The following is a 13,707-nucleotide window of genomic DNA, read 5'->3' on the forward strand; positions in this document are numbered from 1 at the left end:
GACGGGAGTAGTCCTCTTGTCAGGCGCTATATCCGCACCATCTTTTTGAGTGATGTCTTACCAAATCACTCCCCACGATCCGGTCGGCTGGCATGGCACGACCATTCTTTGTGTCCGTCGCGATGGCCGGGTGGCCATGGCGGGGGACGGCCAGGTCTCCCTCGGGCAGACCGTTATCAAGGGTAATGCTCGCAAGGTTCGGCGAATTGGACCTCACAGCAATATCCTGGCGGGTTTTGCTGGTGCCACGGCTGACGCCTTTACCCTGCTGGAGCGGCTTGAAGCGAAACTGGAGCGGTATCCAGAGCAGCTTGAGCGGGCCTGCGTCGAACTGGCGAAAGACTGGCGTACGGACCGCTATCTGCGGCGTCTGGAAGCCATGATGCTGGTGGCTGACGCAGACCGCTCTTTCACCCTGACTGGAAATGGCGATGTGCTGGAGCCGGAAGACGGCATTGTGGCCATCGGCTCCGGCGGAAATTACGCACTGTCTGCAGCGCGGGCATTGATGACGGTGGACGGTCTGAGTGCCGAGGAAATCGCGCGTCGGTCCATGAAAATTGCCGGTGATATCTGCGTTTACACGAACTATTCCGTGACGCTGGAAACATTAGGCGGGGAGGCCTCCTGAGATGTCTGTTCCAAATTTTGCCCCCCACGAAATCGTATCCGAGCTTGATCGCTTTATTGTTGGTCAGTCCGACGCAAAACGTGCGGTTGCCATCGCGATGCGTAATCGCTGGCGCCGGTCCCAGCTTCCTGACGGCTTGAAGGATGAGGTTGTTCCCAAGAACATTCTCATGATCGGCCCCACGGGCTGCGGCAAGACAGAAATCGCTCGTCGACTGGCCAAGCTGGCGCAGTCTCCGTTTCTGAAAGTGGAAGCGACCAAGTTTACGGAGGTTGGTTACGTCGGGCGGGACGTGGACAGTATTGTCCGGGATCTCGTTGAGGTGTCTTTGACCATGCTGCGGGATGGACGCCGCAAAGACGTGCAGGAGAAAGCTGAAGCCGCGGCTGAAACCCGGCTTGTTGATGCGCTGGTTGGCGAAGGCGCGACAGCCGACACCAAGGTAAAGTTTCGCCAGATGCTGCGAGATGGTGCTTTGGAGGACAAGGAAATTGAAATCCAGATTGCTCCTGATCCACAGCGCGGTAAGGAGAGCGGCGATATTCCAGGGCTCCAGCCAGGGCAGGTCATCAGTTTTAACGATATGATGAAGGGATTCATGAACCGGATGCCTTCCCGCAAAAAACTGAAGGTTGCGGTCGCCCGCGAGCAGTTAATCCGTGAGGAAGCTGACAAACTTCTGGATGACGAAGCCCTGACGCGCGAAGCGATTGAGCACACCCAGAATCATGGCATCGTGTTCCTGGATGAAATCGACAAGGTCTGCGCGACATCTGAGCATGGGACGCGCAGCGGAGATGTCTCCCGTGAAGGCGTGCAGCGTGATCTTCTTCCGCTGATTGAGGGGACGACCGTCAGCACGAAGTATGGCTCGGTGAAGACGGACCATATCCTGTTTATCGCGTCCGGAGCCTTTCACATTGCCAAGCCTTCAGATCTTCTGCCCGAATTGCAGGGGCGTCTGCCTATTCGTGTGGAGTTGGCTGGCCTAAGCAGGGACGATCTGAAGCGTATTCTGCTGGAGCCTGAGCATTCGCTTCTGAAGCAGTATGTGAGTCTGCTGGGTACGGAAGGTGTGACGCTGGAATTCGGTGATGATGCCGTGGATGCTTTGGCGGAACTCGCGGCTGATATCAACGAGCGCGTTGAAAACATTGGGGCCCGCCGCTTGGCAACTGTTCTGGAAAAGCTGCTGGAGGACGTCTCATTTTCTGCATCTGACCGGAAAGGCGAAACCGTGAGGGTGACGGCAGAGGATGTTCGTGACAGGGTGGCGCCGCTTGCCCGCAAGGGTGATTTAAGCCGCTTTATCCTGTGACGGAGACGTTTTTTGTGAGTGATGCCTTTCTTGCCCCTCAGGAAGAGACGGCGACCGCTGCCATCGAGGAAATTGAAGCCGAACTGGCGATGTTCGACGACTGGATGGAGCGGTATCAGTATATTATTGAAATGGGCCGCAAACTTCCGGCTTTCCCTTCGGACTGGCAGGACGATGTCCACCGTGTTCCGGGGTGTCAAAGCCAGGTCTGGCTCGAAGCGGAAGACCGTGATGGTAAGCTCTTCTTTGCTGGCGCTTCAGATGCGGCCATTGTTCAGGGATTGGTAGCCCTTTTGCTGAGAGTGTACTCAGGGCGAAGCCGTGAAGAGATCCTTCAGACGAGCCCGGTCTTTTTGCATGATATGGGGCTGGTCAAAGCACTGTCCACGAACCGGGGGAATGGGGTTGAGGCAATGGCTCAAGCCATCCTCAAGCGTGCTGCTGCCTGACGATCTCAGTCTTTCAAAAAAGCCCCTGCCAGCGTCTGCTGACAGGGGCTTTTTTGTTTGAGCTTAGTGAGCAGGCTGAGCAACTTGCGGAGCTGTTACGTCACATTTGGTGAACTTGCCTTTGGCATCCCGGCAGGCCTTCGGCTTCTTGGGAGCTTCACACTTGGTGAATTTGCCTTTGGCGTCCCGGCAGGGCTGAGACTTGGCATGTGCGAACTGGCCGCCGAAAGCGACGGTAGCGAAGGCAAGAAGAGCAAATTTGCGAAGGGTCATGCGTAGCCTCTGTGCAGTTTTTGCCCTGAACCGACAGGGCTTTCGACGCTGATTATGGAATGGACTGGCCTGCAGACACAAGGTTTCAGCGGAACCCGTCATTCCGGTCTTTCGCGTCTGATTCCCAGTTTATGTTGCCATGATAGGGAGCGGAGATGGGCTGCCCGTCTTTCATAGCCGGAAGGTATCTGGCCAGCGTGAAATAGGCGAGCGATGCCCGTCGTAAAATTTCGGGCCCGGGGCTGGCGATACAGTCATGCGCGATGCCTGCGGTATCAACCTGACAGGTGACGGCTACTCTTCCTGTAATATTCCTGTCGTTCGCAAAGTCTGGATAGTAGGGGCGTGGACTATGCTCATGATCCACGACGGGCAGAGTTGCTGTTCCACGAGCCTCGAAGGGAATGGTCTTTTCCCAGCGGCCTTCGATGGGTTTGCTGTCCTGATATGCTGGAAGAAACTTGGACGAATAGGCATAGGCTTCTGCTGCGAGTGCGAAATCCGGTGCGCTCGCTGAAGTTTCGCAGCTTTGGGGCTGACCGTCCTTTGTGATGACGCAAACAATATGCGCCGATCCCGAATGCCGCAGTTCAAGTTCAGCCGGCGGATAGACGAGACGCCCGTGATGGCTCGGATCCAGAACCGCCGTTACGGAAGCAGTATCATCACTGTGGGCTGGAGACGGAGCGACGACGATGAGGCCAAAGATGGCCAGAGCCATTCCAGATCGAGAAAAATGCATGATGCCCTTACTTTATGGAATATATTTCATAACGTAACGAGAGCTTAGAAAGCTTTTGCCGGGACTTGAAGACAAAAAAAGGGGCACCCGAAGGTACCCCTTTTTCTCGATAACCAATGGCTTACTCAATGATCACTTCTGATCAGCGAGGCTGTAAGCAATCAGGTCGTCGCCCATGACGGTCGGGAAGGAGTTGTGGCCACCAGCATAGGTGACAACGAACTGCTTTCCATTGACCGCATAGGTCATTGGCGTGGCTTGCGCGCCAGCTGGGAGGCGATCCTGCCACAGGGTCTTACCTGTCGTCAGGTCGTAGGCGCGGATGTAGTAGTCCATCGTGCCCGTCAGGAAGCCAACGTTGCCAGCCGTGGAGAGCGGGCCGCCGAGGCTCGGGACGCCGATCTTGATCGGAGGCAGCGGGATGGGCAGGGAACTGCCGTGCATGGAGTCACGGAGCGTACCGTTACGATGCTGCCAGACCACCTTGTTGGTGCGCAGATCGATACCGGCCACATAACCCCAGGGCGGCGTACGGCAAGGCATCTTGATGCCAAGCGGCAGCAGGACCGGGTCCATGAACGGATGCAGATCAACAGCATAGGGGATGCCGTAGTTCGGCTGCAGACCGGTTTCGCCACCAGAACCCTTTGCGTTCGGTTCCGGCCATAGCGGGTTACCCGGACCACGGGGTACCAGACGGGAAACGAACGGCAGAGAGATCGGGTTGGCAAAGGCCACCTGACGCTGCGGATCGACAGCCAGACCACCCCATTCGAACATGCCAAGGTCGCCCGGGAAGATCAGAGATCCCTGGAGTGACGGCGGCGTGAACGGACCTTCATAGCGAAGCGAGTGGAAGTAGATGCTGCAGAACATCTGATCGAAGATTGTGCCACCCCAGATATCGGAATCGGAGAGGGCTGCCTTCGGACGCAGGCTCAGCTGAGACATCGGCTGCGTTGGGCTGGTGTGATCGCCCGGTGCGGCGCCACCAGGAACCGGTGTTTCCGGAGCCGGGACGACTTCCTTGCCCGTACGACGGTCAAGAACGAAAATGTCGCCAGTCTTCGTCGGAACGTAGATGGACGGAACAATCGTGCCGTCTTTCGACGTGATGTCTACGAGGCTCGGCTGGGACGGGGCGTCCATGTCCCACAGGTCATGGTGAACGGTCTGGTAATACCAGGCCAGCTTACCCGTCTCTGCGTTCAGCGCGACGATACCCGGAGCAAAGCGCTCGGATTCCTTGGTGCGGTAACCGCCCCACTGATCCGGCGTGCCTACGCCCATTGGAATGTAAACGAGGTTCAGGTTCTTGTCGTAGGACGACACGATCCAGGAGTTTGGAGAGTTCGGATGGAAGACCGGATGATCCGGGTCTGGCATCTGGTTCGGGTCAGGGTTGGATGCGTCAAACACCCAGACGCGCTTGCCGGTATAAACGTCAAATGCCTGCGTTGCGCCCGATGCCTGCTTGATGGAGCCGTTATCGGTGATGGCGCTGTTGGCAATGATCAGCTTGTCGGTAATGACCGGCGGAGACGTCGGTTCATACATGCCCGGCGTGGTGTAAGGCTGGTTCGGCAGACGCAGATCCAGTTCACCGTCGTTTCCGAAGCCAGAGCACTTCTGCCCGGTTTCAGCATCGACTTCGACAAGGCGACCGTCATTGACGGGCAGCACGATACGCTTGGCGCAATCGGTTGGAGCCGGATTGCCATCGCTGTCCGTGGCATCCGCCGGTGTCTGGTGGAAGCTCACGCCACGGCACGTCAGATGCTGGAAGCCTGGGTTAATCTGCAGATGCGGATCGAACGTCCATTTGACGTGACCCGTTGCAGCATCAACGGCCCAGAGCTTCTGGTGCAGCGAGCACAGGTAAAGCGTGTTGTCGAATTCAATCGGTGTGACTTCGTTGGTTGCTTCGCCTGGATCATTCGGTCCCATCAGATCCTTGGTGTGGATGTGCCATGCCACCTTGAGGTTCTGAACGTTGGACGAGTTGATCTGCTTCAGCGGAGACCAGCGATCGCCAGCCTGCGTGCGGCCATAGGCATGCCATTCGCTGTCTGGAACGTTATCTGCGTCAACCGGTGCTGCGTTGGTCAGCTCTGTTGGCAGATTGCCGCTAATGTCGTGCGGGTCTGTGAAAAGACCGGCAGCAAGCACCAGAACGGCGAGACCGACGGAGCCTGCCAGGGGAAGGACAGATGCGCGTGTGCCGCCGATCTGGCGGGACACGAACGGGATCAGCAGCCAGATGCCAAGAATGATCACGATGTCGGAGCGGGGAACCAGTGCCCAGAGGTCGAGACCGACCACGGAGAGTTCCCATACGACCGTCGCGAACACTACAGCAGCAAAGAGCCACAGTGCGGCCGGGTTACGGCGCCATGCGAGGAAGGCAGTCGCAAGAAGTGCGATGCCGAGGAGGAGATAATACAGGGGGCCGCCGAGGGAAACGGCCCATGCGCCGCCCACGGTAAGGATCGCGCCGCAAAGCGCGAAGACCGCGGCCGTGATCAGGGCCCAGAGCCCTGGCCGGGATGATGTGCTCATGATGTTCCTAGAGCTGTTATTTGGTGCAGCACTTGACCTTCGGACAAACACATAGAAGCGCGTTAAGAATCAAGATGTCAGATGGTTCATGTTGCTCACGTCACTGTGAGCGAGATCACAGTGACGTGACTTGAACAAAGGGGCGTCTTTTGCTTGCGCGTTAAAGAAAATAAAGTTCTTGGCGGAATCAGTCCGATGGGATAAGGCAGCCGCTCCGTGTACGCGTCCGGGCCATAAGTGGCATGCCCGGCCGTGCAGAGTCCCACTCCGGTGGGACCAATCGTTTACGGCGAGGGAGACCGAAATGCCCAAGATGAAGACGAAGTCGTCGGTCAAGAAGCGGTTCAAGATCACCGCGACCGGCAAGGTAATGTGCGGCCCAGGCAACAAGCGCCACGGCCTTATCAACCGCCCGCAGAAGATGAAGCGCACCAACCGTGGTCCTCAGACCATGACGGATATGGACGCAAAGACCATCAAGCAGTGGGCGCCCTACGGGCTCTAAGGGAGATTAAGGTACATGGCACGTGTTAAGCGGGGCGTAACGACGCACGCCCGTCACAAGAAAGTTCTCGATCTCGCCAAGGGTTACCGCGGCCGTTCGTCTACGAACTACCGTATTGCTCTCGAGCGCGTTGAGAAGGCGCTGCGCTATGCGTATCGCGACCGTCGCAACAAGAAGCGTGATTTCCGCGCTCTGTGGATCCAGCGTATCAACGCTGCTGTCCGTGAGCACGGTCTGACGTACAGCAAGTTCATCAATGGCCTGGACAAGGCTGGCATCGAGATTGACCGTAAGGTCCTTGCTGCTATTGCTTTCGACGACGCAGCTGCTTTCGCAGAAATCGTCAAGAAGGCACAGGCCGCTCTCGCAGCCTGAGCTATTCAGACCTGATCCCCACGCGTGGGGGCTGGTGACTGGCGGGCCGTCCTGTTATCAGGGCGGCCCGTTTTGTATTTGTACTGTAAGCGATGGGCGGTATGGCTGACGATCTCGACACGCTGAAGAATGAAACTCTTGCTGCGCTGGGCGCTGCTCAGGACCGCGCGCAATGGGATGCCGTTCGCGTTGGAACACTGGGGAAGTCCGGTGCCTTGACCGGGCTCCTGAAGCAGCTTGGCAAACTTGATCCCGAAGAGCGCAAACTGCGCGGGCAGGCCTTGAACCGCCTGCGGGATGAATTGACCAAGGTGATTGAAGATCGCGGTCGGGAAATCGAAGAGGAAGCGCTGCAGGAACGCCTGAAAGCCGAACGGGTAGATATCACGATGCCTGCCCCTTCCGTGGTGACAGGCGCCATTCATCCGATCAGCCGTACCATTGAAGAAATGACAGCCATCTTTGGCGCCATGGGTTTTTCCGTCGCGGAAGGGCCTGATGTTGAAAGCCAGTGGCATAATTTTTCGGCTCTCAATACGCCCGACCATCATCCGGCCCGGACTGAACACGATACTTTCTATCTGCCGCCCAAGTCAGGCACTAACGAGCCACGCGTTCTGCGGACCCAGACGTCTGGCGTGCAGATCCGGACGATGCTGGGGCAGAAACCGCCCATCCGCATCATTGCTCCTGGTCGCACCTATCGTGCCGATCATGACGCGACCCATTCCCCGATGTTCCATCAGTGCGAAGGTCTGGTCATTGACCGCAATATTACTCTTGGGCACCTCAAAGGCTGCCTGATCGAGTTCCTGCGCGTCTATTTCGACAAGCCTAATTTGCCTGTGCGTTTCCGTGCATCGTATTTCCCGTTTACCGAGCCCTCCATGGAAGTGGATATCGGCTGGTCAAAAGCCACGGGCGAGATTGGCGGTGGGTCCGACTGGCTGGAAGTGCTCGGGTCCGGCATGGTGCATCCGCGCGTTTTGGCAAATTGCGGCCTCGATCCGGCCGAGTGGCAGGGCTTTGCGTTCGGTATGGGCGTCGAGCGTCTGGCCATGCTCAAGAACGGTATTCCGGATCTTCGGTCCTTCTATGAGAGCGACCTGCGCTGGCTCCGCCACTATGGCTTTTCCGCTTTTTCTCCCGCAACGCTGACGGAGGGCGTGTGACATGAAGTTCTCTCTCTCCTGGCTGCGTGAACATCTTGATTTTACAGCATCTTGCGAAGAGATCTGTGCCCGTCTGAACGGCATCGGTCTTGAAGTTGAGAGCGTTGAAAACCCAGCCGAGAAGCTGGCAGGTTTTAGAACGGCCAAAATTCTGGAAGCACATCGCCATCCGGATGCAGACCGTCTTCAGCTTTGCCGCGTCGCTGCTGGTGCGGGTTATGAAGATCTGCAGGTCGTATGCGGTGCACCGAATGCGCGTACTGGCCTCCATGTGATTTTTGCGCCCCCGGGGACGTATGTTCCGGGGCTGGATATCACCATCAAGAAGGGCAAAATTCGCGGCGAGGAAAGCGGCGGTATGCTGTGTTCCCTGCGTGAGCTGGGTCTTGGGGAGGAGAGCAATGGTATTGCCGAACTGCCGGAAACGGCTCCGATCGGCGAGGCTTATGCGACTTACGCCGAGCTTGATGATCCGGTCATGGAAATCGCTATTACACCAAACCGTGGCGATGCGCTGAGCATTCGCGGTATTGCGCGTGATCTGGCTGCAGCTGGCATCGGTCATCTCAAGCCATGGCTGACGGAAGCAGTTGAGGGTAATTTCGAGCCCGCCATCAACTGGAAAATTGCGCATCCGGATTGCTCTTATGCCGTGGGTCGCGTCATTCGTGGTGTGAAGAATGGCCATAGCCCAGACTGGCTCCAGCGCCGCCTGAAGGCCGTTGGGCTTAAGCCGATCTCCAAACTGGTTGACGTCACGAATTACTTTACGTTTGATCTGGGTCGTCCGCTTCATGTCTTTGATGTTGCGAAACTTTCTGGAAATACGCTGACCGTCACGCATGCCGCACGGGAGACCTTCACGGCTCTGGATGGCAACGAATACGTCCTTGGCACGGACGATATGGTGATTGTTGACGATGCTGGTGTGCAGTCGCTTGCAGGCATCATGGGGGGGCAGCAGAGCGGTGTGGATGAGAACACGACGGACGTGTTTGTTGAATCCGCTTTGTTCGATGCTGTTCGTATTGCGTTGACGGGCCGTCGTCTGGCGATCCACACAGATGCGCGTCAGCGTTTTGAGCGCGGTGTTGATCCGGCACTGGTGCGAACTGGGCTCGAAGCAGCCACCATCATGATCCGTGACCTTTGCGGTGGCGAGCCAAGCGAAATTACGGAAGCTGGCGACCTGCCTAACTGGAAACGCACGGCTACGCTGCGTTTTGAGCGCCTGGAAACGCTGGGTGGTATTAATATCCCTGCGGATGATGCTGTGCGTTCTCTAGAGCATCTGGGCTTCGAGGTTGTTGAGCGGAAAGACGATCAGGCGACCTTCGCAGTGCCGTCCTGGAGAAATGACGTTGCGTCCGGTCAGGTTCTGGCTCAGGCCGTGACACTTGATGAGGACGTTGCGGCAAAGGCAGCAGCGAATGTTCCGCGCATGGAAGCGGAATGTGACCTCATAGAGGAAGTATTGCGCCTTTATGGGCTGGATGCAGTGCCGGCTGTGCCACTTCCTCAGTTGGCCATGGTCGCGGCTCCGGCAGTCACGCCTCTTCAGGCGCGTGCAGCGCTAATGCGTCGTATCTGTGCAGCCCGTGGAATGATGGAAACGGTTGGTTTCTCTTTCGTCGCTCATGAAGACGCGGTTCTGTTCGGTGACGTGCCCGAAACGCAACGTCTGCTGAACCCTATCGCTATGGATCTTGATCAGTTGCGCCCGACGCCGCTCGTCAATCTGGCGCGTGCACTCGGCCGTAATCTGGCGCGTGGTCTGGGGCTTTCTGGTGAAGGCGCATTGTTTGAAATCGGTCCATGTTTTGATTTCGAAGGTCAGCACCTGCGTGTTTCTGGCTTGCGAGGCGGATTGACGGCTCGTGAACCCGGTCAGGCTGCGCAGGAAGCAACGCTCTGGGACGCCAAGGCGGATCTGACGGCCGCGCTGACGGCGCTCGGTGTTCCGGAAGCTTCTTTGTCTGTCACGGCAGATGCTCCGGGCTTTTATCATCCGGGTCGGTCAGGTCAGGTACGGCAGGGGCCTAAGCTGGTTCTGGGCAGCTTTGGTGAACTGCATCCTCGCACGGCGCGCGCGCTTGGTCTGACAGGGACTGTTGTAGCGTTCGAGCTGTATCTGGATCGCATTCCGCAGCCTAAGGCTAAAAAGAAGATGCCTCCTGCGCTCTCAGCGCTGCAGCCAGTGCGTCGTGACTTCGCGTTCCTTGCTGGGCCGGATGTCGAAGCGCAGACTGTTCTCAAGGCCGTTCGTATGGCCGACCGGAACCTGATTCAGGATGTTCGCCTCTTTGACGTCTTTGAAGGTGGTAGCCTGCCGGAAGGACATCGTTCTCTCGGTGTTGAGGTTGTCCTGCAGCCGCAGACCGAAAGTCTGACGGATGTCGGCCTTGAAGCGCTTTCCAAATCGGTGGAAGCTGCGGTTCTCAAGGCAACAGGAGCTACGTTGCGCCGATGAACTCTCTTCCAGAATCCGAACTGGCGCATCAGCCGGGTAACAGAGCCTTCCAGCCGGGGGCTCCCACGCCTCAGCATGGGCGCGTGATTTGGATTCTGGCGGGGGAAGCCAGTGGAGACGTGATTGGTGCACGTCTCATGCTGGCGCTTCATGCGCAGGACCCGACGCTGGTGTTTGCCGGAGTCGGGGGTGGCCGCATGGAAGCCCTCGGGCTTCATAGCCTGTTCCCGATGAGTGATCTGGCTGTCATGGGGCTTGTGGAAGTCTTGCCACGGGTCAGGCATTTGCGGCAGCGGCTTCTGGAAGCTGTTCAGGATATCGAGCTTCGTAAGCCTGATCTGGTTGTCACAATAGACAGCCCGGGTTTCGCACTTCGACTGCTTCAGAAAATTGAAAATTCCGGCTTCAAGCGCGTCCATTACGTTGCACCGCAGGTCTGGGCCTGGCGCGAAAATCGCGTCAAGGAATTCCCTGGGCTGTGGGATCGGTTGCTCTGCCTTTTACCATTTGAGCCGGAATGGTTTGCGCAGAGAGGGTTGGAAGCGCGGTTTGTCGGGCATCCGGTGTTGCAGTCGGGTGTGAGACAGGGAAACGCTGCACGCTTTCGGACGCGTCATAATATTCCTGAAACGGCACCCGTCTTGATTTTGATGCCAGGAAGCCGGCGCTCTGAAGTTCCGAAGCTGTTGCCAGTTTTTCGCAAGATGCTGGACATTCTGCGCAAGAAGCATCCGGACATCTGCCCGGTGATACCGGTTGCTCCAGTCATTGCGCCGACCGTGCGCAACCTTATTCGCAAATGGCCCGTACAGCCGCATATCGTGACTGATATTCATGATAAACACGATGCGTTTGCAGCGGCTCAGTGCGCTCTGACAAAGTCGGGGACGTCCACGCTTGAGCTTGCCATGGGCAATGTGCCGATGGTGGTGACGTATCGGGTAAATCCGCTAACGGCGATGATGGCGCGTCGGATGATCAAGGTGCCATACGTCGCCATGGTCAATCTGCTGGCAGGACGTGAAGTCGTGCCTGAAATGTTGCAGGAGAACTGCACGCCTGAAAAGCTGGCAGATATGGTTTCAAAGCTGCTTGATGATCCCGCAGCAGCAAAGAAGCAGCAGATGGCATTTGAAGAGGTGCTGGAAAAGCTCTCTCCCGCTGTGGGTACGCCTGCGGATGCAGCTGCTGCGGAAATCATGGATCTTCTGGACGAGCCGGTGTCCCGCTCGTCCAAGAAGAAAAAAATCAGCGAATAAAACCGACCAGTCGCTCTGCTTCCTGCACGATCGGCTCGGAAATTTCACGGGCCCGGTCGGCGCCTGCGCGCAGGACGGAGATGATGTGATCTTCGTTCTGCATCAGGCGGGCTGTTTCGGTCGCAACTGGCCCAAGTTTTTCTACGAGCAGATCAGCCAGAGCGTTTTTGAACGGGCCAAAGCCCTGTCCACCGAAACGTGCCAGAACGTCAGACATCGTCTCGTCTGACATGGCCGCGTAAATAGCTACCAGATTGCGGGCTTCTGCACGGTCTTCCAGTCCCTCAACGTCGCTTGGCAGCGCGTCGGAATCTGTCTTGGCGCGGCGAATCTTCAGAGCGATTTCGTCTGGGGTATCTGTCAGGACAATGCGGCTTTGTTCGGAGGGGTCCGACTTGGACATTTTCTTCGTGCCGTCGCGCAGGCTCATCACGCGGGCTGCCGCTGGAGGAATAAAGGCCTCGATCTGCGGAAAGAACTCCGTACCCATATCATGGTTGAACTTCTGGGCGATGTCATTGGCCAGCTCAATATGCTGCTTCTGATCGTCACCGACGGGGACGCGGGTCGCGTGGAACGCCAGAATGTCTGCAGCCATAAGGTTTGGATAGACATAGAGGCCCGCTGAGTGGTTCTCGCGGTTCTTGCCAGCCTTGTCTTTGAACTGTGTCATCCGGTTCAACCAGCCGAGGCGGGAAACACAATTGAAAATCCATCCCAGTCGCGCGTGGGCGCTGACGGCAGACTGGTTGTAGAGGCGTGTCGGTTCAATACCGGTTGCCAGAAGGCAGGCTGCTGAACCCAGCGTCTGACGACGCAGGTCTTCCGGATTCCAGGGCATCGTGATGGAGTGCATGTCCACGAGGCAGAAAACACAATCATGGTCTGCCTGCATGGCCGCCCAGTTGCGGAGTGCGCCCAGGTAGTTACCCAGATGAGGAATGCCAGTTGGCTGAATGCCGGAAAATACGCGCTGCATGATGGATCTGTCTTCAGCTTTGGGGAAAGGTCATGCTCTCAGGGAAGCGGCTGCTTCTGCTCCAGGAGCTGTCGTTCTTGGTAACTCGCTGCCGGGTCACCCTGCTGTGCACGTGCACTGGCGACCTCGGCTGGCGTGATGGTGGGGGAAGGCTTGATATTGCCGCGTGCAATCAGCCAGTTCAGGGTATCAGCAATTTGCTGGTCAGTGAGGCGATTACGATATGCGGGCATGGAATAGTTATAGCGATAGCCCTGCGTGGTGAAACGGCCACGGAGGCCATTCAGAAGAACATTCGCGAGATAGTGGCGACCCTCAGGTGTTTGGGCGATGAAATCTACTCGGCCCACGAGGGGCGGTGTTTCCCCGGGCATTCCACTTCCGCCATGGTGGCAGATACCGCAGTTGGGCCCATAAACGGCTTGACCAGCCGGTTTCTTCCCGCAGCAGGCAAGTGCGAGACAACCAAGAAAAGCGATCCGTTTCATGGGAGAGGGGACTGCTGTTCCAGTTTCTGGCGTTCAAGCAGAACTTCCTGAGGTGACAGCGGATGTTTGCGCTCTTCAGCGATCTCGGCAGCCGTGAATGTTGGCCCCCCTGCGGCCATTTCTTTTCCTCCAACAAATGTCAGGATCCGTGCAATTTCATCATCTGAAAGGCGATGAAATGATGGCATGGAACTGTTGTAAGGAGCGCCACCCGCTGTGATCGGTCCGTCAAGGCCATTCAGCAGTACGTGGATAATGTAGCGATGGCCTTCGGGAGTCAGGGCAATATGCCCAACCCGCCCAAAGATTGGAGCAACGGCTCGCACCTGCCCATGGCCGCCATGATGGCAGATACTGCACTCGTTGGAATATTCTCGGGGGGCCTGTTCACGATTTTCCCACGCATGGCCCACCACAAAGACAATTGCCATGAAAATGGCAATAAACAGGGGAAGCCGGATTGCTGGGTCTAATCTGATCACAGAAG

The 13,707-nt window shown here is 57.2% G+C and carries 14 protein-coding genes; 8 read left to right on the forward strand and 6 right to left on the reverse strand.

What is annotated here, in order from left to right; all coding sequences use genetic code 11:
- Positions 1–52: 52 nt before the first annotated feature.
- The 3 genes from hslV to GCE01_RS13270 are packed head-to-tail and all read left to right on the forward strand — an operon-like array spanning position 53 to position 2,398.
- On the forward strand, positions 53–631 hold the full coding sequence (hslV, locus tag GCE01_RS13260) for an ATP-dependent protease subunit HslV (RefSeq protein WP_167386169.1): 579 nt from the start codon (positions 53–55) through the stop codon (positions 629–631).
- A gap of 1 nt (position 632) precedes the next feature.
- Positions 633–1,949, forward strand: a complete 1,317-nt coding sequence (gene hslU / locus GCE01_RS13265; protein ID WP_099213240.1) for an ATP-dependent protease ATPase subunit HslU — start codon at positions 633–635, stop codon at positions 1,947–1,949.
- A 14-nt stretch (positions 1,950–1,963) separates the two neighbouring features.
- Positions 1,964–2,398 carry a SufE family protein gene (locus tag GCE01_RS13270; RefSeq protein WP_099213278.1) on the forward strand — a complete coding sequence of 145 codons (435 nt, stop codon included), beginning with the start codon at positions 1,964–1,966 and terminating at the stop codon, positions 2,396–2,398.
- A gap of 63 nt (positions 2,399–2,461) precedes the next feature.
- Here GCE01_RS13270 and GCE01_RS13275 read toward each other — a convergent pair whose 3' ends face one another.
- From GCE01_RS13275 to GCE01_RS13285, 3 genes are all read right to left on the reverse strand, one after another.
- Complete coding sequence (locus GCE01_RS13275; protein WP_086633016.1) at positions 2,462–2,671, reverse strand: hypothetical protein; 210 nt, start codon at positions 2,669–2,671, stop codon at positions 2,462–2,464.
- Between the two features lie 85 nt (positions 2,672–2,756).
- Entirely contained in the window at positions 2,757–3,413 is a 657-nt protein-coding gene (locus GCE01_RS13280) for an energy transducer TonB (RefSeq protein ID WP_099213241.1), read from the reverse strand.
- Between the two features lie 132 nt (positions 3,414–3,545).
- Positions 3,546–5,972 (reverse strand): glucose/quinate/shikimate family membrane-bound PQQ-dependent dehydrogenase, encoded by a 2,427-nt coding sequence (locus tag GCE01_RS13285; RefSeq protein WP_046901278.1) that lies wholly within the window; start codon positions 5,970–5,972, stop codon positions 3,546–3,548.
- A 304-nt stretch (positions 5,973–6,276) separates the two neighbouring features.
- On the opposite strand from GCE01_RS13285, the gene rpmI reads away from it, so the two are divergent.
- The 5 genes from rpmI (at position 6,277) to lpxB (ending at position 11,753) form a co-directional block, all read left to right on the forward strand.
- Entirely contained in the window at positions 6,277–6,477 is a 201-nt protein-coding gene (gene rpmI, locus GCE01_RS13290) for a 50S ribosomal protein L35 (protein WP_046901279.1), read from the forward strand.
- A 15-nt stretch (positions 6,478–6,492) separates the two neighbouring features.
- A complete protein-coding gene (gene rplT / locus GCE01_RS13295; protein WP_007282845.1) occupies positions 6,493–6,852 on the forward strand; it encodes a 50S ribosomal protein L20 in 360 nt (119 codons plus the stop codon).
- Between the two features lie 101 nt (positions 6,853–6,953).
- On the forward strand, positions 6,954–8,024 hold the full coding sequence (gene pheS / locus GCE01_RS13300) for a phenylalanine--tRNA ligase subunit alpha (protein ID WP_099213279.1): 1,071 nt from the start codon (positions 6,954–6,956) through the stop codon (positions 8,022–8,024).
- A gap of 1 nt (position 8,025) precedes the next feature.
- Positions 8,026–10,494, forward strand: a complete 2,469-nt coding sequence (pheT, locus tag GCE01_RS13305) for a phenylalanine--tRNA ligase subunit beta (protein ID WP_099213242.1) — start codon at positions 8,026–8,028, stop codon at positions 10,492–10,494.
- Positions 10,491–11,753 (forward strand): lipid-A-disaccharide synthase, encoded by a 1,263-nt coding sequence (gene lpxB / locus GCE01_RS13310; protein WP_086633019.1) that lies wholly within the window; start codon positions 10,491–10,493, stop codon positions 11,751–11,753. Before pheT ends, lpxB begins: the two co-directional genes overlap by 4 nt.
- On the opposite strand, the gene trpS is transcribed toward lpxB, so the two are convergent.
- The 3 genes from trpS to GCE01_RS13325 are packed head-to-tail and all read right to left on the reverse strand — an operon-like array spanning position 11,743 to position 13,651.
- Positions 11,743–12,732 (reverse strand): tryptophan--tRNA ligase, encoded by a 990-nt coding sequence (trpS, locus tag GCE01_RS13315; protein WP_099213243.1) that lies wholly within the window; start codon positions 12,730–12,732, stop codon positions 11,743–11,745. The two genes, lpxB and trpS, sit on opposite strands and share 11 nt — an antisense overlap.
- A 38-nt stretch (positions 12,733–12,770) precedes the next feature.
- Positions 12,771–13,220, reverse strand: coding sequence for a c-type cytochrome (locus tag GCE01_RS13320; protein ID WP_099213244.1), 450 nt, complete (start codon positions 13,218–13,220; stop codon positions 12,771–12,773).
- Complete coding sequence (locus GCE01_RS13325) at positions 13,217–13,651, reverse strand: c-type cytochrome (RefSeq protein WP_174694848.1); 435 nt, start codon at positions 13,649–13,651, stop codon at positions 13,217–13,219. Before GCE01_RS13325 ends, GCE01_RS13320 begins: the two co-directional genes overlap by 4 nt.
- Between the last annotated feature and the right edge of the window lie 56 nt (positions 13,652–13,707).

Origin of the sequence: Gluconobacter cerinus, from assembly GCF_002723935.1 — a bacterium.
Classification (GTDB): domain Bacteria; phylum Pseudomonadota; class Alphaproteobacteria; order Acetobacterales; family Acetobacteraceae; genus Gluconobacter; species Gluconobacter cerinus.